Source organism: Paenibacillus urinalis, assembly GCF_028747985.1.
Classification (GTDB): domain Bacteria; phylum Bacillota; class Bacilli; order Paenibacillales; family Paenibacillaceae; genus Paenibacillus; species Paenibacillus urinalis.
Map to the genome: position 1 here is coordinate 523,159 of NZ_CP118108.1, position 18,698 is coordinate 541,856.

Annotated in this window: 15 protein-coding genes and 1 pseudogene; 8 read left to right on the forward strand and 8 right to left on the reverse strand. The window is 45.7% G+C overall.

Translation table 11 applies throughout. The features are described from left to right. The first annotated feature begins 37 nt into the window (after positions 1–37). Together PUW25_RS02445 and PUW25_RS02450 are read left to right on the forward strand one after the other, a co-directional pair. Positions 38–520: a small multi-drug export protein gene (locus tag PUW25_RS02445; RefSeq protein WP_047911504.1), complete on the forward strand. Its 483-nt coding sequence runs from the start codon at positions 38–40 to the stop codon at positions 518–520. A 308-nt stretch (positions 521–828) separates the two neighbouring features. Beyond that, entirely contained in the window at positions 829–1,365 is a 537-nt protein-coding gene (locus PUW25_RS02450) for a GNAT family N-acetyltransferase (RefSeq protein WP_420800545.1), read from the forward strand. 263 nt (positions 1,366–1,628) lie between these two features. Here the strand turns inward: PUW25_RS02450 and PUW25_RS02455 are convergent, their stop codons facing one another. Beyond that, the gene (locus PUW25_RS02455) at positions 1,629–2,093 is read right to left on the reverse strand and encodes a TetR family transcriptional regulator C-terminal domain-containing protein (RefSeq protein WP_238546351.1); all 465 of its coding nucleotides are present in this window, start codon (positions 2,091–2,093) and stop codon (positions 1,629–1,631) included. Then, a pseudogene (locus PUW25_RS02460) lies at positions 2,094–2,252 on the reverse strand (TetR/AcrR family transcriptional regulator); the annotation flags it as partial. Positions 2,253–2,831: 579 nt separating this feature from the next. On the opposite strand from PUW25_RS02460, the gene PUW25_RS02465 reads away from it, so the two are divergent. Then, on the forward strand, positions 2,832–3,614 hold the full coding sequence (locus PUW25_RS02465; protein WP_274337986.1) for an SDR family oxidoreductase: 783 nt from the start codon (positions 2,832–2,834) through the stop codon (positions 3,612–3,614). Positions 3,615–3,813: 199 nt separating this feature from the next. Here the strand turns inward: PUW25_RS02465 and gdhA are convergent, their stop codons facing one another. Then, positions 3,814–5,202, reverse strand: coding sequence for an NADP-specific glutamate dehydrogenase (gene gdhA, locus PUW25_RS02470; RefSeq protein WP_274337987.1), 1,389 nt, complete (start codon positions 5,200–5,202; stop codon positions 3,814–3,816). Between the two features lie 156 nt (positions 5,203–5,358). Here gdhA and gltC point away from each other — a divergent pair, with 156 nt between their 5' ends. Continuing rightward, positions 5,359–6,255, forward strand: coding sequence for a glutamate biosynthesis transcriptional regulator GltC (gene gltC / locus PUW25_RS02475; RefSeq protein WP_274337988.1), 897 nt, complete (start codon positions 5,359–5,361; stop codon positions 6,253–6,255). Between the two features lie 73 nt (positions 6,256–6,328). Here gltC and PUW25_RS02480 read toward each other — a convergent pair whose 3' ends face one another. After that, complete coding sequence (locus PUW25_RS02480; RefSeq protein ID WP_274337989.1) at positions 6,329–7,582, reverse strand: MFS transporter; 1,254 nt, start codon at positions 7,580–7,582, stop codon at positions 6,329–6,331. Between the two features lie 86 nt (positions 7,583–7,668). Continuing rightward, positions 7,669–8,406: an SDR family NAD(P)-dependent oxidoreductase gene (locus tag PUW25_RS02485; RefSeq protein ID WP_274337990.1), complete on the reverse strand. Its 738-nt coding sequence runs from the start codon at positions 8,404–8,406 to the stop codon at positions 7,669–7,671. Between the two features lie 195 nt (positions 8,407–8,601). Here PUW25_RS02485 and PUW25_RS02490 point away from each other — a divergent pair, with 195 nt between their 5' ends. From PUW25_RS02490 to PUW25_RS02505, 4 genes are all read left to right on the forward strand, one after another. Further along, positions 8,602–9,486, forward strand: a complete 885-nt coding sequence (locus PUW25_RS02490; RefSeq protein WP_274337991.1) for a LysR family transcriptional regulator — start codon at positions 8,602–8,604, stop codon at positions 9,484–9,486. 141 nt (positions 9,487–9,627) lie between these two features. Beyond that, the gene (locus tag PUW25_RS02495; RefSeq protein ID WP_047911509.1) at positions 9,628–10,617 is read left to right on the forward strand and encodes a LacI family DNA-binding transcriptional regulator; all 990 of its coding nucleotides are present in this window, start codon (positions 9,628–9,630) and stop codon (positions 10,615–10,617) included. Between the two features lie 167 nt (positions 10,618–10,784). Then, the gene (locus tag PUW25_RS02500; RefSeq protein ID WP_047911510.1) at positions 10,785–12,281 is read left to right on the forward strand and encodes a glycoside hydrolase family 32 protein; all 1,497 of its coding nucleotides are present in this window, start codon (positions 10,785–10,787) and stop codon (positions 12,279–12,281) included. 2 nt (positions 12,282–12,283) lie between these two features. Then, a complete protein-coding gene (locus PUW25_RS02505; protein WP_193746021.1) occupies positions 12,284–13,699 on the forward strand; it encodes a sucrose-specific PTS transporter subunit IIBC in 1,416 nt (471 codons plus the stop codon). Positions 13,700–13,830: 131 nt separating this feature from the next. On the opposite strand, the gene PUW25_RS02510 is transcribed toward PUW25_RS02505, so the two are convergent. The 3 genes from PUW25_RS02510 to PUW25_RS02520 form a co-directional block, all read right to left on the reverse strand. Beyond that, positions 13,831–14,340 (reverse strand): DUF421 domain-containing protein, encoded by a 510-nt coding sequence (locus tag PUW25_RS02510; RefSeq protein WP_047911512.1) that lies wholly within the window; start codon positions 14,338–14,340, stop codon positions 13,831–13,833. 125 nt (positions 14,341–14,465) lie between these two features. Then, positions 14,466–16,091: an extracellular solute-binding protein gene (locus tag PUW25_RS02515; RefSeq protein WP_052511879.1), complete on the reverse strand. Its 1,626-nt coding sequence runs from the start codon at positions 16,089–16,091 to the stop codon at positions 14,466–14,468. A gap of 141 nt (positions 16,092–16,232) precedes the next feature. Beyond that, positions 16,233–18,548 (reverse strand): AraC family transcriptional regulator, encoded by a 2,316-nt coding sequence (locus tag PUW25_RS02520; protein ID WP_052511881.1) that lies wholly within the window; start codon positions 18,546–18,548, stop codon positions 16,233–16,235. Between the last annotated feature and the right edge of the window lie 150 nt (positions 18,549–18,698).

The window sequence follows — 18,698 nt, forward strand, 5'->3', positions numbered from 1 at the left end:
GCAGAATTCAAACAAATTAGAAAAGGATGATGGCAAGTTGGAACAATTTTTGCAACAGCTGCAAGATTCGAATCCGATATTACAATTCCTGGGGGTTATGCTTGTAGGAATGATCCCCTTTCTCGAAGGCTACTTCGCAGTACCTGTAGGGATTGCGGTCGGGTTCCCTGCAGTGATGACGATCGTAGCGGCAATCGTCGGAAACTGGATCTCGGTTATGGTTGTTATCCTGGCTAGTGATCGCGTAAGGCAGTGGCTGCAAGGAAGAAAATCGTCCGAACGTAAACAAGAAAAACAAAATAAACGTCTAGAACGCGGACAGAATCTATTCCAAAAGTACGGTGTTCCCGGAGTGTCGCTTCTAGGTCCTTTGTTGATCGGAGACCATATCGCGGCATTAGTCTGTATCGCGTCGGGTGCATCGAAACGATATGTGATGATTTGGCAGACGATTGCCATCGTCGTATGGGCTGTCGGAATGGGGATTCTGGTGCTGTTAGGAATAAATGTTATAAAGTAAATCTAAGGAAATAGAAGAGAACCCTTGATTCATTGCAAGCATGGATGTATCGAGGGTTCTCTTCTTTACTCTGAAACGTATGTTAGTAGATTGAAGCAGCTAAAGGTATTATGAAATTGATTCTACTGAAGTTCATTTTATATAATATTAAGGAAGAGTAGACAGTAAAGAGCAACCAAACGAAGAAGCTAATGGAGAATTGTTTCTAAATAAGCCTATTGGTATGTACGCAATTGTAATAAAAGAAACCAACAAAATTGCAGAGAGAAATGCTTAATAACTTATTATTAAAAGAGGAGTGGCTCACTTTGAGAAGCGACAACATACATATTAGATATATTTCCGTCGATGACGCCGCTGGACTACTCCAGTTGCAGAAAGAGAACCGTAATTTTTTTGAAAGCTACGCTCCTACACGTACGGACGATTTTTATACGATGGAAGGACAGCTTAAGCGTATCCAAAAGCAGGTCGAAAATAGGCGGAATGACCAAGCATATGATTTTGGGATCTTTACAAACTCCGATAATATGTTAGTGGGGACGGTCAGCCTTTTCCAAGTGATGAGGGGCCCTCTTCAAAGTGCATATATCGGATATGACTTAGATCAAAAAAATAACGGTAGAGGCTATACAACAGAGGCTGTTCGGCTAGCCGTGGACTATGGCTTCAATGAATTGAAATTACATAGAATTGAAGCAGGGGCAATGACGCATAATATCGCTTCAATTCGAGTGCTTGAGAAGGTTGGCTTTCAAAAAGAGGGCATCGCTCGACAGAATGTTCATATTAATGGAAAATGGGAGGATCATCAGATCCTCGCAATCCTTAACCCACGCAGTTAGTTCTTTAAAAAGGGAGTATTGCGTCCATAAACCTTAACCTTCATAGAAAATATTACTTTGTTGGCCATTATCATATGATAGATTTACGAAAGATAATCAGAGATCCAAAAAAGCAAAAGCTTCCAATATCGGAAGCCTTTTTTGTATTTCTTTGCTAAGCTGGTGAATGCTTTGTTAGTCCGTCCTGATCGCTCGCTGCTGTAGCCATGTATCTGATGAAGAACCCAATAGCACTATGATCTAATGGAGGAGATTTCGCAGCACTAAGAATTAGGATGAACTTCTCTGGAAAGTGTAGATGAATTACTACTAGGCCAGGTAGAGAGAGCCTGCTCAGCCACAGCCTCTAGCATATTGCGGCTGAAGCCAGCTTTGGCTTGAACAGCCATACCATGGAGCACAGCCATTACAAATGCAGCTAGCACAGTACAGTTCGCCGTTTCCGGTAAATCTCCCTCCTTCTTTGCCCGCTCTAAACGATCACGCAGTGAAGCTTCTCCATCGGCACGCGCATTAATCAGTGCACGTCGAATAGGTTCGGCATCGTCTGAGCCAGCCAAGTCACCGTGTACATATAAACATCCCTTATGATCCGGGTAACGAGTTTGCAATTCTGCGGCACCGCGAAAGATGTGTGCGACTACCTCCCGTGAGGTCGGCAGTTCCATTGCTGTTGGAAAGAAATCATGATAATGCTTGTAATAACGCTCAAGAGCTCGGAGGAACAAAGCCTCCTTGTTGCCAAACGCTGAGTAAAGCGCGGGGCGTTCAACACCCGTGGCCTGCGTTAGGTCAGTGTACGACGCGCCCTCGTAGCCTTTGCGCCAAAAAACGCAAAGTGCTGCGTCCAATGCCTGATCCACATCGAATTCGCGGTTACGTCCCATCAGTCAGATCACCTCAATATGTTTTATAACGATTGATATTAAATTGTTTCCTATCCAATTATTATCTTCTATTATCTTCATACTCCACATTATCATAACACACGTTACAGAATGCGACCAGTCTATTGGAAAAGGGACTGCATCAGCAGATGTTTGACCATGATTTTGAGCTTCTGGATCTTTTGGCATGTATCAGGCGCTATACCCGGCCTGCATTGATAGCATATTTCATCAAAAAAACGTATTGTAATCGCCTAATGTGATACAGCTGACGCCCTTTTAATGGAACAATGACAGTATGTATCAGAGTGAAAAATAAACTCGTAACATAATAGTCATTATGATATTGACAATATTGAATTGAAGCATATAATATAGATTAACGTAATGGTCGTTACTAAATCTACAGCTCATCAGATCGAAGTCGTCCATCGACGTACATAGAGATTCTTTTCAAGGAGGTTCCTTCATGTAGAAAACATGGATTTGCTAAAGCGAAGTATGGGATTAGTGCCAGAAGCTATGCTTGAGAAGTTTTTATTAAAGATCGTTCAAATTAACTTATAAGGAGTAGATCATATGTCGACAAGCGAAGGAAGATTCAGTGGTAAGGTTGCTTTGATCACAGGGGCTAGTCGTGGGATGGGGGCTGAAATAGCCAAAAAATTAGCTGCAGGCGGAGCAGAATTTATAGGCGTTCATTACGCGAGTAATAGGGGGGCTGCTTATAAAGTTGTTGAAGAGATTAAGGCGTTGGGCTCAAAGGCTGTAGCTCTGGAAGCAGAATTGACAACTGGTATTTCCGGTGTGAAAAAACTCTGGGCTGCATTTGAAGATGCTGTTCGTTCGGAAATTGGATCTGTGAAATTGGATATTTTAGTCAATAACGCAGGTATTGCACCGGCCATTCCTTTTGAAGAGACATCAATTGAAACGTTTGATGATGTTATAGATGTTAATCTTAAAGCTCCATACTTTCTTACCCAAGCAGCTAGCCCATTTATGCGAAGCGGTGGTCGAATTATTAACATTTCTACTGGCTTTACTCGTGTTGCCGGTCCGACGCATTCCATCTATTCAGCTTCGAAGGGAGCCGTGGAGACACTCACTTTAGCGTTAGCTCCGCTTTTTGCATCAAGAGGTATTACGGTTAACGCAGTAAGACCTGGAACTACAGCTACTGATATGAACAAGGAATGGCTCGCCAACCCAGAAGCTCATGCTGAAGCAGCTTCCATGTCTGCTTTTGGAAGAGTTGGCACCACGAAAGACATCGCTGATGTAGTTGCGTTTGTAGCATCTGAGGAGGCACGATGGATCACGGGTCAATTTATTGATGCCACAGGAGGGACCAGGCTCTAAGTATTCTGCTTGGAACGTTGTTGTCCTTACGCATTGTCCTGTAGTAAGTATGAAGTAAGTGTTAGAACGATAGTTTATTATATCGCTTTAACGCACAACAGCTGTTGCCAGTAATCGGCAGCAGCTGTTTGTATTCTTCATGTTTTTTAAGAGAAGTTTGTATACTCCTCTCATTGGTGCCCTGAGCAATTAGCTCGCATTAAACGCCTTGAGCAATCATCGCATCGGCCACTTTGACAAACCCGGCAATATTGGCACCAATGACCAGGTTGCCCGCAAGACCGTATTCCTCGGAAGCGCTCATACACTCGTTATAAATATTGCTCATGATCTGTTGCAGCTTCGTATCGACTTCCTCCATTGTCCAGGATAGCCTTGCGCTATTCTGTGCCATCTCCAAGGCCGACACGGATACGCCGCCGGCATTCGCCGCTTTAGCGGGAGCGAATAAGACATTGTTCTCGAGGAAGACATCCACAGCTTCGAGTGTAGAAGGCATGTTGGCACCTTCGCCGACGGCTTTCACGCCATTGTGGACAAGTAATTCAGCGGAAGCTTTGTCTATTTCGTTCTGAGTCGCGCATGGCAAGGCGATATCACAAGGAATCGTCCAAATGCCGGAGCAGCCCGCAACATAGATCGCATCCGGATGCTCAAGCACATACTCCTCGCATCTGCGATTCTCTACTTCCTTCAGCCGTTTGATTGTATCCAGGTTAATACCTGCTTCATGATAAATATAGCCGCTGGAGTCGCTGCACGCGACCACTTTGGCGCCTAACTGCATTGCTTTTTCCATGGCATAGATGGAGACGTTTCCTGAGCCTGATACCACGACGCGGCTTCCGTTGAAGCTGAGGTCCGCATTCTGCAGCATCTGCTCCACAAAGTATACCGCTCCGTAGCCGGTGGCTTCTTTACGTCCCAGGCTTCCGCCGTATCCAATACCTTTGCCGGTAAGAACACCTGCTTCGTACGCACCGACCAGCCGCTTGTAGTGACCGAACATGTAGCCGATTTCTCTGGCACCGACACCAATGTCGCCGGCAGGAACATCTGTATCCGGTCCAATATGTTTTGACAGCTCGGTCATGTTGCTTTGGCAGAAGCGCATAATTTCGAGGTCGGTTTTTCCTTTGGGATCAAAGTCAGAGCCGCCTTTACCGCCGCCAATCGGTTGACCGGTTAACGAATTTTTGAAGATCTGTTCAAATCCCAAAAATTTGATAATGCTCGCGTTAACCGAGGGATGGAACCGGAGCCCGCCCTTGTAAGGACCGATCGCATTGCTGAATTGGACACGGTATCCTCGGTTCACTTGAACGGTTCCCTGATCATCTACCCAAGGCACACGGAAAGATACGAGCCTGTCCGGTTCGACCAACCGATCCAGGATAGCGTGCTTCACGTACTGCGGATTACGGGCCAGAACAGGAATCAAGGAGATCAGAACTTCTTTGACTGCTTGATGGAATTCCGTTTCACCCGGGTTTCGCTTCTGAACGGTTTCGAATACCTCATTAACGTATTGCTGTGCCGCATCTGCATGCCCCGTTGGTGCTTGCTCTACTTCCTTCACTAAACTCATTGTTCCACTCCCTTTGATGTGTGTGAATTCATTTGTCGTTTACCTATTTCTCTTTATCTGATTGTAGTTTAATATTAAATTCAACTAATTCATCGCTTCAATATATAGATAAGATAAAGTTAATGCGTTTTGCGCATAAGGGGAGGGGGGAGTTCCATGGAGATTAGGCAGATGCGTTACTTTATTGAGGTTGCGAGGCGTGAGCATGTAACCGATGCAGCTAATGCTTTGCACGTTGCCCAATCTTCGGTCAGCAGGCAGATCGTTCAGCTGGAAAGCGAGCTTGGCGTGGATCTCTTTATTCGCAAAGGACGGCGAGTGAAGCTGACACCAATCGGGAAAATACTGCTGGCACGTGTAGAGCAAGTGATGAATATGATCGGTGAGGCGGAACGAGAAGTGAAGGAATATTTGGATCCGGAGAAGGGTGTTGTCCGTATTGCATTTCCGATCAGCTTGGCCGCTCATGTACTGCCGACCGTCATCTATGCCTTCCGTCAGCGGTATCCGGAAGCCAGATTCCAGATGAGACAGGCCCTTTACCGGGATTTAATAGACGGTGTCATTAATGGCGAATTTAATCTGGCTATGATTGCCCCGCTGCCTGGTGAAGATCCTCAGATTCAGTCCAAGCTTCTCTTCACGGAACGTATTGTGGCACTATTGCCGCTTCAGCATCGGCTTGCGGATCGAACGGCGATTCAATTGTCCGACATGCAGGATGATGCATTCGTTACACTGCCCGAAGGGACAATTTTTCGGGAGATTGTGCTGAAGGCTTGCAGTGAGATCGGGTTTACTCCCCATATTGCCTTCGAAGGGGATGATATCGATGCGTTGAAGGGCTTGGTCTCCGCAGGACTGGGTGTTGCACTGATGCCCGAGGTCACCTTGGTTGACAGCATTCCACATTCCACGGTGAAAATTCCTCTCGTCGGGCCTGAGGTGACTCGAACTGTAGGTGTGATCATCCCAACGCAGCGAAAATTACTGCCAACAGAGCAGCTGTTTTATCAGTTTCTCTCAGAATTTTTCGCGTCAAGTGGTGTTTAGACGCCTAGGTTCCTCACAACAAACAATCCACTAACAAAATCTCAGAAGATTTTGTTAGTGGATTGTTTAGTTCTTAGACATTTAATCTTTTCTTCCAAGCTAAAGAAAATAAACTTGAAGAAATTGAAACAATAAATATCGCAATTACGATAATGAACACGATATAGTAAGAGCTTGTGATGTCATAAAGGTAACTAAATAATGTTGTACCAAATGCGACACCTAATGTGGAAGCCGACATAATAGTTGTATAGATGGAAGCATAATCACGCCCGCCGAATACTTCACGTATGACCACAGGGGGAAGTAAAGTCGAGCCTGAGAATCCGATTCCGAACAGCAGTGCACCAGCATAAAGTATACCTATTCCGAACGAGTCAGAAATAAGTAGTGCAATTACACCAATCATCCCACTACCGATCCCCACAAACAGAGCTGCTTTTATGCCGAATCTATCATTTATTGCACCTAGTAGAAATTTACCGCCTGTTTGACCAATGGTTACACAAGTTACACCAACTGCAGCCATGGCAGCGGTGAATCCCACTGATTGTACAAAGTTTGGTACGTGGAAGCTGACTGTCGAAGCCAGACCAAAGAGACCTGTAAAGAGCATAACCAAATAGAATGCTGGAGACCTCATTGCAGCACTTTTGGTCACGCCTGTCTCTGCAGTTTTTTGTACAGCAGGCTCAGAATCTGTTTTTTTCGCTCCATCGGCACCATAAGGTTTCATATTCAATTCCTCGGGCTTCGAACGAATGACAAAAATAGAGAATGGCAAAATTAGAATGGCTACGATCATACCTAAGACGACATAGGTCATGCGCCAGCCAATGGATTCGATGAAGAGGGCTGTGATTTGTGCAAAAACCGCACCGCCAATTCCCATAAATGCCATAGCGATCCCTAATGTGGTTCCAACTTTAGCTTTGAACCAGTTGTTCATGATTAGGGGGATTGAGCCGTAGATTAAGAACGTACTACCAATACCTAAAGCAATACCAGAAAAATAAAATGGGAACACCGAGTTATAAGTACCCATTAAGCCAAAAGCTACAGCATTAACAAGTCCAGCAAGTGTCAACACATAGCGAATATCAAACTTATTTAATATCTTCCCTGCAAAAGGAAGCAGCACGGTAATCGTTAAATACATTAACGACGTGTATAAACTGATCTCGGAAACACCAACTTCAAAATCTTCTGCTACTGCGCGGTAAAGTAAACCGGCACAGCTGACGATAATTCCTACGCTTGCGGCATAAATCGCAGAACTTGCAATCATGATCCACCAAGCATAATGAATTTTCCCCTTCTTATTCATCTATCCACCTCATGACAAAGGAGAAGCAAGCACGATTGCTCCTCCTTTAGAATTTTTGAAAATTGAAGCGCTTTAATAATTGTGAATTATTGAATAGTAAATCCACCGTCAATGGGTACAGCTACACCACTCATGAATTTCGCTTCATCCGATGCTAAGAATACCGCCAGATCGGCCACTTGTTCTACTTGTCCAAAAGTACGGGTTGGTACAAGATCTTTAGGGATACCGGCCAACACATCTTTAACTAATGGTGTTTCAATTGTTCCTGGACAAATTGCGTTAATTTTAATACCGTATCTAGCATATTCAGAAGATAGATGCTTTGTATATCCGATAACTCCATGTTTGGTGGCTGTGTAAGCAGCCCCGCCTTTGCCTGCAACAAGACCGGCTACTGAAGCTATATTAACAATCGATCCCGTACCGCGCTCGATCATGCTTGGCAATACTGCATTTGAGAATTCGAATACGCTTGTTAGGTTGACATTTAAAAAGAAGTTCCATTGGTCCAAGGTGGTATCTAATGATGCAGCATACTTGTCAAATACACCGGCATTATTTACTAAGATATCGACAGGTCCAAATGTACTTTCTGTTACATTTACGCAGTTTATAATATCCTCGGTCTTCATAACGTTCACTACGACGGCGATTGCATCTCCACCAAATGCTTTAATCTCATTAGCAACAGCCTGAGCACCTTCTAAATTCAAATCCGCGACGACGACTTTTGCACCTTCCTTGGCAAAGCGAATAGCCTCGGCTTGTCCCATACCTGATGCTGCTCCTGTAATAACTGCAACCTTATCCTTCAATCTCATATTAAAAAGCCCCCTCAGTTAATAATGACAAAAATTATGAAATTTTTGGCGAGCTGATCTCATGCACGTCAAATAAAATTCATAAATTGTTCACATATTAGTGACATTACCTATTTTAAACATGTTCATTTATAATATGAAATACATATATTTTATTTATATATAACCTGTAGTTATAAAAAAGGTGGGTTAAAATTGGACTTAGTCAAGCTAAAATATTTTTATACAACAGCAAAATTAGGGAACATGTCACTTGCGGCTAATGAACTGTTAATTTCACAGCCGGCATTAAGTAAAGCTATAACAAATCTAGAGTCTGAGTTAGAAATGGATTTGTTTTTTAGAAATGGCAAACGAATTTTATTAAATGAAAATGGGGAGTTTTTATTAAAAAGAGCGGAGCGTATTTTCTCTGAAGTCAGCAATTTAGAACGTTCAATAGAAGAAAGAAGGGGCGAAAGAGGTGGAAGCTTATCTATTGTTACAACGCTGCCATATACTTTCACAAATATTATAGATTTATTTTTGACTGATTATCCAAATGTAAAATGCGAACAAGTTCCCTTATCAAAAGAAAATTTGCAGCAATTTATTGAGTATGGGAAATACGATGTATGTATTACGACAGATCGAATTGAACATTCAAATGTGGAATGGGTGCCTTTATTTGAGGAGGAGGTATTTTTGACGGTACCTAACTCATTCGAAGAAACTACAAAAGGGACAATTGACTTGATGGAGTTAGGCGATTTTCCGTTTATCGGGCTCTCGAGTCGGTTTAGCTTCCGTCAATTTACCGACCAAGCTTGTAAATCAGTAGGATATACGCCGATTTATCAAGTAGAAGTAGAGGAAGCGACAACTATATTACAGCTAGTGAAAAATGGACGAGGGGCAGCGTTTACCCCCCAAACATCAGTTGACTTGTATGAAAATAAGTTGAAGCACTTAAAAATTATGAATAGGAAATTTACACGAACGATAGGTTTATTAAGGCATAGATACTTCTATCCGACCCAGATTTCAACGGCCTTTGTTACGCACTGCCATCGTTACTTTCACGATATGAAAAATAGATAAATTTAGAGCGTCTTTAAAAAGTGACCAATAAACTCAATGAAATTTTTGGTGACCTGTGATTGAAAATAATCTTTTTGGTAATCGCATGCTTTCCGGCATGTTATATTTAGGGGAGCATAGAAAAGTGAAGAGGGGAATCACATGAAGAACACCATTTCAGATATTGCCAAAATTGCTGGAGTGGCTAAGAGCACAGTATCCCGGTATTTAAACGGGGGGTCAGTCAGTGATGTGACCCGGCGAAAAATCGAACAGGTTATCAAGGAGACCGGCTATATTCCAAACTCTTTTGCCCAAAGCCTGAAAGCGAAGAAGACCAGCATGATTGGTGCTATTGTGCCGCGCCTCGATTCCTACTCAGTCTCGCAAACCGTGACCGGAATGGATGAAGAGCTGCGGCAGAACGGGTATCAGCTGATGATTATTAATACCAACCAGAACCTCTCTCGGGAAATCGAAGCCTTATATGATCTGGCTCGGCAAAAAATATCAGGAATTATTCTGTTTGCAACCGAAATTACGGAAGCCCATTTAAACGCGGTTGAAGAAATAGGGATTCCAGTTATTTTTCTCGGACAGCAGCATCAGGATGTGCACAGCATTATTTACAACGATTATGCCGCAGGCTATGACATCGGTCAGTATATTATATCCAAGGGTCATCACAGGATAGCGTATTTAGGTGTAACTGAGAAGGACGTTGCTGTAGGGATTCAGCGAAAGCTCGGGTTCCAAAAAGCACTAAAGGAACAGAAGAAGGCGGAGGCGTATTTTTTCGAGAGCGGATTCAGAATGTCTGCAGCTGTGGAGGCGGCCTCGGGCATATTGGATGGCCCGAACCGTCCATCAGCCATTGTGTGCGCAACGGATAATATTGCTCTTGGCGTCATGAAGGCCGCTCATATGAGAGGAATTGATATTCCCCAAGATCTTTCAGTGACTGGCTTTGGCGGCTATGACGTAACGGAGATGATACATCCTAGTCTGACTACCGTGAAGTATAAGTATTGGGATGGAGGATGCTTGGCAGCACGCCAAGTGATCAAGCTTGTCCAAGAAGAGTCAATCGACCTCCTTACCATCCTGCACTATGAATTTATGGAACGAGAAAGCGTTGACAACATAAAATAAACTCTTATATACTGAAAACGACGGAACCGGTTCCAAGGTAGTTTGGCATAACTTTGGAACTTGAGTTCATTATTTTTACAGCTGATTGGAACCGGTTCCATTTAGCTGCCACAGCATAGATCGCAAATTGAGAGCAAACGGACAGATTGAAAGGGAAGGAGAGGGCAATGGACAGAGAACTCAAATACCGCCGTCTAGATCAGGCTCCTCTGGAAGAAATCGCTGCATTGCAAAAACGGGTTAAGGACAGCAGCTGGAGGCAGACCTACCATATACAGCCCCTGACCGGACTATTAAACGATCCTAATGGATTCGCTTATTATGCAGGAGAATATCACCTCTTTTATCAGTGGTTCCCGCTGGGCACCTATCATGGTCTCAAATATTGGTATCACACTGCCTCAAAGGATCTGGCATTTTGGCGTAACGCTGGTATTGCCATTGAGCCGAGTGCACCCTATGATTCGCTGGGAGCTTACTCGGGGAGCGGGATCGTGAAGGACGAAAAGCTGCATTTGATCTATACGGGAAACACCCGGGATGACAACTGGAATAGGCGCCCATATCAATGTATGGCTGTCATGGACGCAGAAGGAAATATTACGAAGCTTAACAAGCCCCTCATCGACCATGTGCCGGAAGGGTACACAGAGCACTTTCGGGATCCTAAGGTGTGGAGAGACGAGGATGGTTACCGCTGTATTATCGGCGCCCAGAGGATGGATCTGACCGGAACCGCTGTTCTGTATACATCTTCGAATCTGGTCGATTGGATGTTTGCAGGTGAGCTGGGAACCGGGCTGAAGGAATTTGGTTACATGTGGGAATGCCCCGATTACTTTGAGCTGAACGGACAGGGGGTTCTTATCTTTTGTCCGCAGGGACTGGAGGCTGAGGGGGATCATTATCAAAACATTTATCAATCCGGTTATATTACGGGAAAACCACTGAATCGGGAGACCCTGGAGTTTGAACACGGCGTTTTTCATGAGTTGGACCGAGGTTTTGATTATTATGCTCCCCAGACGATGGAGGATGAGCAGGGACGACGAATTCTGGTTGCCTGGATGGGACAGCCCGAAATCGGATATCCCACTGATCAGCATGGATGGGCACACTGCCTGACATTACCTAGAGCGCTAGAGCTTCGGAACGGCAAACTCACTCAGATGCCTGTAGAGGAGCTGAAGAAGCTTCGGGGAAAGCAAGCTGGAGTACAGGACACTTTATCCAGTGAGACCAAATCCTACGACGAAATAGACGGAATCGCATACGAACTGATATGTGAGTTCAGAGGTATTGATGCTGAAGCGGTCGGTGTGGAGATCCGAGTGGGTGAAACCGAGCGCACGGTTATCAGGTATGATGTGACGCTTGGCAAGCTTACGATGGATCGCTCCGCATCTGGTGAACGGATTGGCAGTGAGTACGGAACCGCGCGATCCTGCAGATTGGATGGAAGAAACGTCAAATTTCATCTGTTTGTAGACACCTCCTCCGTCGAGCTGTTCATCAATGACGGTGAAGAAGTGTTTACAAGCCGCATTTTTCCTCAGTCAGGCAGCAAAGGAATTCGATTTTTTTCAAATCATGGAATTGCCGGCTTAAAGGTCACTAAATGGGATTTGACTCAAGCCGTAAATGATATAGAAGGGAAGGATTGAATATGGCAGCAGATAACCGTGAAATCGCTAAGCAGGTAGTAGAAGCCATCGGCGGAAGGGAGAACATCGCTTCCTTTGCCCATTGTGCGACACGGCTTCGCATTATGGTTCATGACCAGCAGAAGATCGACCAGAACAAAGTAGAGAACATCGACAAGGTTAAAGGTGCGTTCTTCAATTCCGGTCAGTATCAGATTATTTTCGGAACTGGCACTGTAAATCAGATTTTTGAAGCGGTGGAAGCTCTGGGTCTGGAGAGTACGAGCAAGGAGGACCTGAAATCTGAAGCGAAAAAATCTGGAAATATGTTTCAACGGTCTATCCGCACCTTTGGAGATGTTTTTGTGCCGATTATTCCAGTATTGGTCGCTACCGGCCTGTTCATGGGACTTCGTGGTCTGCTGACACAAGAAACAGTCCTTGCCTGGTTCGGTTTGACCCCGGATGATATTTCGGCGAATTTCCTCATGCTTACACAGGTGCTGACTGATACGGCCTTTGCCTTCCTGCCTGCACTTGTGGCCTGGTCCGCATTCAAAGTATTTGGTGGAAGTCCGGTGCTGGGTATCGTTCTCGGACTGATGCTCGTCAACCCGGCGCTGCCGAATGCGTATAGCGTTGCGAACGGCTCAGCGGAGGCATTAGAAATTTTCGGATTTATTCCGGTGGTTGGATACCAGGGCTCCGTTCTGCCGGCCTTCTTCATCGGTCTTCTTGGCGCTAAGTTTGAGCGATATTTGAGAAAGAGGATCCCGGAAGCAATAGACTTGATTGTTACCCCATTCGTAACGCTGCTTGTGATGATTATTCTCGGCCTGTTTGCAATTGGACCGATCTTCCATTCGCTGGAAGAGGTTGTTCTTAACGTAACTACATTCCTGCTCGACCTGCCGCTCGGCATTGCGGGCCTTGTGATCGGCTTCTTCAACCAGATTATTGTGGTGACCGGAGTGCATCATATCTTTAACTTTCTGGAGATTCAGCTGCTGGAGCAAACGGGAAGCAACCCGTTCAACGCCATTGTGACAAGTGCTATGGCCGCTCAGGGTGCGGCCTGTCTGGCCGTTGGTCTGAAGACCAAGAACAACAAGCTGAAGGCTTTGTCGCTGCCATCCTCTTTTTCCGCATTTCTCGGCATATCAGAGCCGGCTATTTTCGGAGTAAATCTGCGTTATGTGAAGCCCTTTATTATGGGTCTTATCGGTGGTGGGATTGGCGGCTTCATGGCCTCCCTGCTCAAGCTGGAGGCAACCGGGATGGCGATCACAGTTATTCCAGGCACACTCCTGTATCTGAACAGTCAGCTTCCATGGTACATTTTGTGTAATCTGACAGCGATGGCAATTACCTTTGTATTAACCTGGATGTTCGGATTTAACGACAAAATGCTGGATCAAGTGAAATCGGAAGCGAAATAAAACTAGGCGCCTTTTACGAGGGACTTCGTGAAAGGCGCCTTTTTATGCTGCTGTGCGAAATAATCAGGAGCGAGATAATTGAGATCTCGCCCGTATTGCATATCGAATAGAGGAGAAGAGCAGAGAGGTAGTTATGACTCTTGGACAGGCTTCAATGCTTCGGCTGCTGCTGTGTCAGCAGCTTCCACAATCGATAGGCTTCCGTTTGGCTCCAGCACAACAGCAGCGACGGAGTCCATGCTGTCCAGCCCTTCGCTTCGCGCGGCCTGGTAGATATCATCTTTTTGAATACGGGTCTTCTTCAAAGCTTTGTCCACAAACTGTCCGTGATAGAACAATAAATGAGGCTCCGACTTGATGAGCTTATTCAGCGAGGAGAACTTCATGGACAGCCAGCTCACGACAAATTGAAGTCCTAGAAGGAGAAGGAATGCGGTTAGTCCTTCTGCCAAGGAGATATTCGCATCCAAAATGACGGTAGCAAGCACTGAACCAACGGCAACCGATACGGTAAAATCAAATGCGTTCATCTGGGAAAGTGTGCGATTGCTGGATGTACGGAGCATGAGGATCAGTGCGAAATAGCTGAGCATGCCGACGATAATGATACGGAATAGAGAATACCAGTTGTCAAAAAACATATCGGCCTCCTTTACAGGTCTAGTATTCCTTACCCGTATTTAACCCTTATCCCACCTACAAATTACGCACAGAGCTGATCTTTCTATGAAGATGAAGCGGTGTGTTATGGCTCAACTCTCAACACTCAACGCTCTGCATCCAACTTCACTGCATGCTTGGAGTACCACTCATTCGCTTCCTGAATCACCTCTGCTCCACCGGCTGCCATAAATTCCTGTACAAAGTCGTCGAAGTAACGCAGTGGCTTCTCTCCCGTAATGATTGAGATATAGGCCTTGTTTTTCAATTGAACCAGATCGGGTCCTTTATCTGTCAGAGAGGGTGTTGCGACCTCCAATGCATTGTATATGCCATCCTGATCGAGATCCAGCGTAGAGGCCCACTGCTCTCTTCGGGAAGTAGGCATGAGGGGCACGGTCATTCCGATGTTAGCGCCAATACTATTCTGATAGCTGAACATCTTGTCGTAAGGAGGGAGCACGATGACATCCTCTTGAGAGTCTCCTGCCCATCGCCAATGCTTTCCCTGAATACCATGAATCATGGAAGTATATTGTTCCACATCGGGATTCGCGCTGACGTAGTCTAGTATCTTTAGAATTTCCTCCATTTTGCCGGGCTCTTTCGCGGCGTCTGCACCAATGGCTGTAAAGCTCATTAGCATATCATAAGCCTGGGAGCCCCGCTGTCCATCGGGTCCGCTGAAGGGGCGGCCAAAAGTAATTCGGGCCTGCGGATTTTTGACGCTTAATTCCTTCGCATTAAATGCGGCCTCTACGGGCGCCTCCTCACCATATGCATTTAGTGTCATGTAATCCCCGTCTTGAATCCAGTGATAATAGTTGCCCATGGAGGTCATGCCGATTCTCCCATCAATGAAGGCATGAGAGAGATGCTTATAGCCTCCTTTATTCTCACCTGTAATAAATTCAGGGTCGATGACACCATCCCGGTACCATTTACGAAGATACTGCAGTGCTTCTTTCATTTCGGGCTCCAGTGCACCGATGACGAGCTTCCCATCCTTATTGCCAAAATAGAGCTGATCCGCGAACACGATCTGGCCGAAGGCACCGAACACGACATTCATTCCTTGTCTGGACAAGCCGTAGGTATCCTTCTGACCGTTGCCATCCGGATCTTCGTTCGCAAATGCGTAGATGACTTGTTCGAATTCATCCAGTGTATCCGGCACAGGCAGACCGAGCTTATCGAGCCAGTCCTGGCGATAGACGACAGGCATACGATAAATATTGGTCGGATTGATACCAGGAATACCGTAATATTTGCCATCAATCATTCCATCGTCCTGATAGTCCGGAGCATAGGCTTCGAGAGCCTTCATAATGTTGGGCGCATATTCCTTCAGCATGTCCTCGGGAATTTCCGCGAGCAGTCCTTGCTGCTGATACCTCAGCAGGTCCTGCGGCTGTCTCACCCTGAACAGATCCGGAATTTCGCCTTGCGCGAGCTTCTTATCGAGCAGTGCTTCATAACGGTTGTTCTCAATATTCCAGATGTTCAGATCCACATTGAACTGATTCTCCACCTGCTGAACCATCTCAGCATCCTCTGGCACCGGCAGATTGAGATGCATCGTCCATGAAATCTGGTAACGCGGCGAGCTCGCGGAGGTAGAGGTTTGTGGATCTGCTGGGCCGGACGCTGCATCCGGCTTCGTATCACAACCGCTGAGTATGCTCATTAGGGCAATTAGAGTAGTAAGAGACGGAATGAATTTCATCATCATGTAAAAACCTGCCTTAAACAAAGATTGAATCCTAAACATACGGCATAGGTAATAAGCGTTTATCAGAGCATGATCATGCGCAAGGCGCGAGACCTCTCACGTGTTCATCTGTGAACATGTAGCTTGCTCCTCAGCACATCTCTACATATGCTCAGCGATGCTGCGCATGTAGTTGCGCGGCGTACAGCCGTACGTTTCCTTGAATTTCTTAATAAAATAGGCGGAGGTTCCATAGCCAACCGTGCTCGCCACCTGCTCGATCGTCATGTGGTTACTTTCGATCAGCGTTTTTGCCTTTTCGAGCCGCTGAGTGGTGACATATTCAGTGTAGGTGACCCCGAGCTCCTCCTTGAAGAGCCGGCTCAAATACTTCGGGCTGATGAACACTTTTGCCGCCACGGCATCAAGCGACAGATCCTCCGACAGATGGAGGTCGATATACTGCTTCGCGAGTTCAATGCTGGAAACGGCCCTTTCACTGCTTCTTTTATCCATCTGGGCAGTGAATGTGGCGATGGACTCGGTAATCCATACTCGAAATTCATGGATATGATTCAGCTGAAGATACTGCTGATACAGATCCGCATGTTCATCACCTGGTGGCTTATAACGGATGCTCTTCAGATGATCGGAGTACATAAATACGATATTTGCCAGGATAAAATGGCAGTAGTGAGCAGGGTATGTTCCTTCCTGCAAAGTTCTGATCAAGGCATCGACTGCTCCGATAATATCTTCCGACTGCCGGTTCTGCAGCTTATCTCTGAACCTGCCCAGCATAGACTGAGGGATCTCTTCAACACTATTTTCTCGTGTGAGAATCAGGCGGTCCTTCAGAATAGTCTGCTCCGGCAGGAAGTAACCATATTTCATCAGTGTCACTGCCTCGCTATAGCTGAGATGGATCTCCTTCATCTCCTGCACCCAGCAGCCCCAGGATATTTGAATATTTCTATAATATTGGCTTCTGTCAGAAGAGAGCAGCAGGTCTGATATCTGCTTCAGCAGTGAATCGCCTGCTGTATTCGTGCATACAATGAGCGCCACTTTATTGTCCGGCAGCTCCTCAGCAATCAGATAGTGCTCATGCAGGAAGGCAGCATTCAGCTCGTTCACGATAGGATAGGCAAATGTCTCCTTGGTGTGATCAAGAGCATTGCCAGCCTCCCCCTGATTCAGCAGCAGGCAGCAGTAATGTGTATATGACTGCGGGATACCGAGAAAAGGCAGCTCTTCTGCCAATTCTTCAGGGGTGTAGGCGTTACGAAGCATGTTCAGCACCACATTATGCTTAATGACGGAGCTGTTTGCCATTAGCGTCTCTTCCAGACTGCTGACCTTACTGCTCAGCTTACTAAAAGCCGTATCAATGAGGCCGTATTCATTCTGAACCTGATCCGGGGCATGATCTGCAGATTCCTTGATTTTGTTCACGATGCGCTTGATCGGATTGTAGCTGGCGAGTGCCAATATGCCGGATAAAATGGTGCCGAGCAGAATGGCAAACAGGCAGATGCCGACAATCAGCTTCTGAATAAAGTCTGACTGCGCATAAAAAGTGCTGGCGGGCACTGCGCTGTAAACCTTCCAGCCGGTTGTCTCAAGCGTTTGATATGAAACGACATAGTCGGTGTGATGAATATTTTCCTTGAAGCTTCCCGACGGGGTCTCAGACATAAGCGCTCTGCGTACCCCCGAATCATAATCCCGGTAGACACCGATACTTCCCTTGCTTACATCGCTTATCGTCATTCCCGACGAATCCAGAGTATAGGTGTCCTTATACTGCGACGGCATCATCCGCTGAATGATGGAGCTGACTGCGCTCTCCTTCACATCAATGGCAATCAGCAGGTCGCTGTCATGTCCGGAGGACTGAACGGGATAGCTGTGTACATATGTGAATAAGGCACTCGCATTGCTGTCCAGCTGACTGGAGTAGATATCCTGAGGCACCAGCCGGGTTGTTGTCCATAAACTGCTGTCCTTGCTGGCTTGCATGCCGTTGATCCAGTCTGCAAAATATACAGAGCCGCTTCCTTGATCGGCGTTATAATTCAGCCCATGGTTTGAAGACAGCATGATCCGTTCATCCGGATAGTAGAGATGAACCGCATGGATAAGATCCGAATTGTTCGTTACCTTGGACTTGATCAGCTCGTGCAGGTCAATGACCTTGCTGAGATGCCCGGTGTAGGAGGAATCAGCAAATAAACGAAGATCTGCGCTCTTATCGAGAGAGATGTCGAGATAGATCTGTTCGACTCTCTTCAGCACGTTAGATTCAATCGTTTGGGCCGTGTTTTGCATCATAATTCTATTTTTGCTATGAAGCTCTTCCTTATAATTGTTCGTGAAAAAGACATAGAAGGCAGAGCACAGCAACAGAACGATAACAAGAACGATGGATACATGAGAAATGGCCAGGTTTGCAAATACAGAATTCCGCTTTTTCAAATCGACTCTCCTCCCACTCTCGAGCATAACCGATGCAATGGACAGGATTCGACCGAATCATTCACGATTTGTATTAACAGAATGTAAAATTGCAGCTCGAAAAATACAAAAATAGCTAATCATACTTGGAATTGTCCTATTTTTATATAA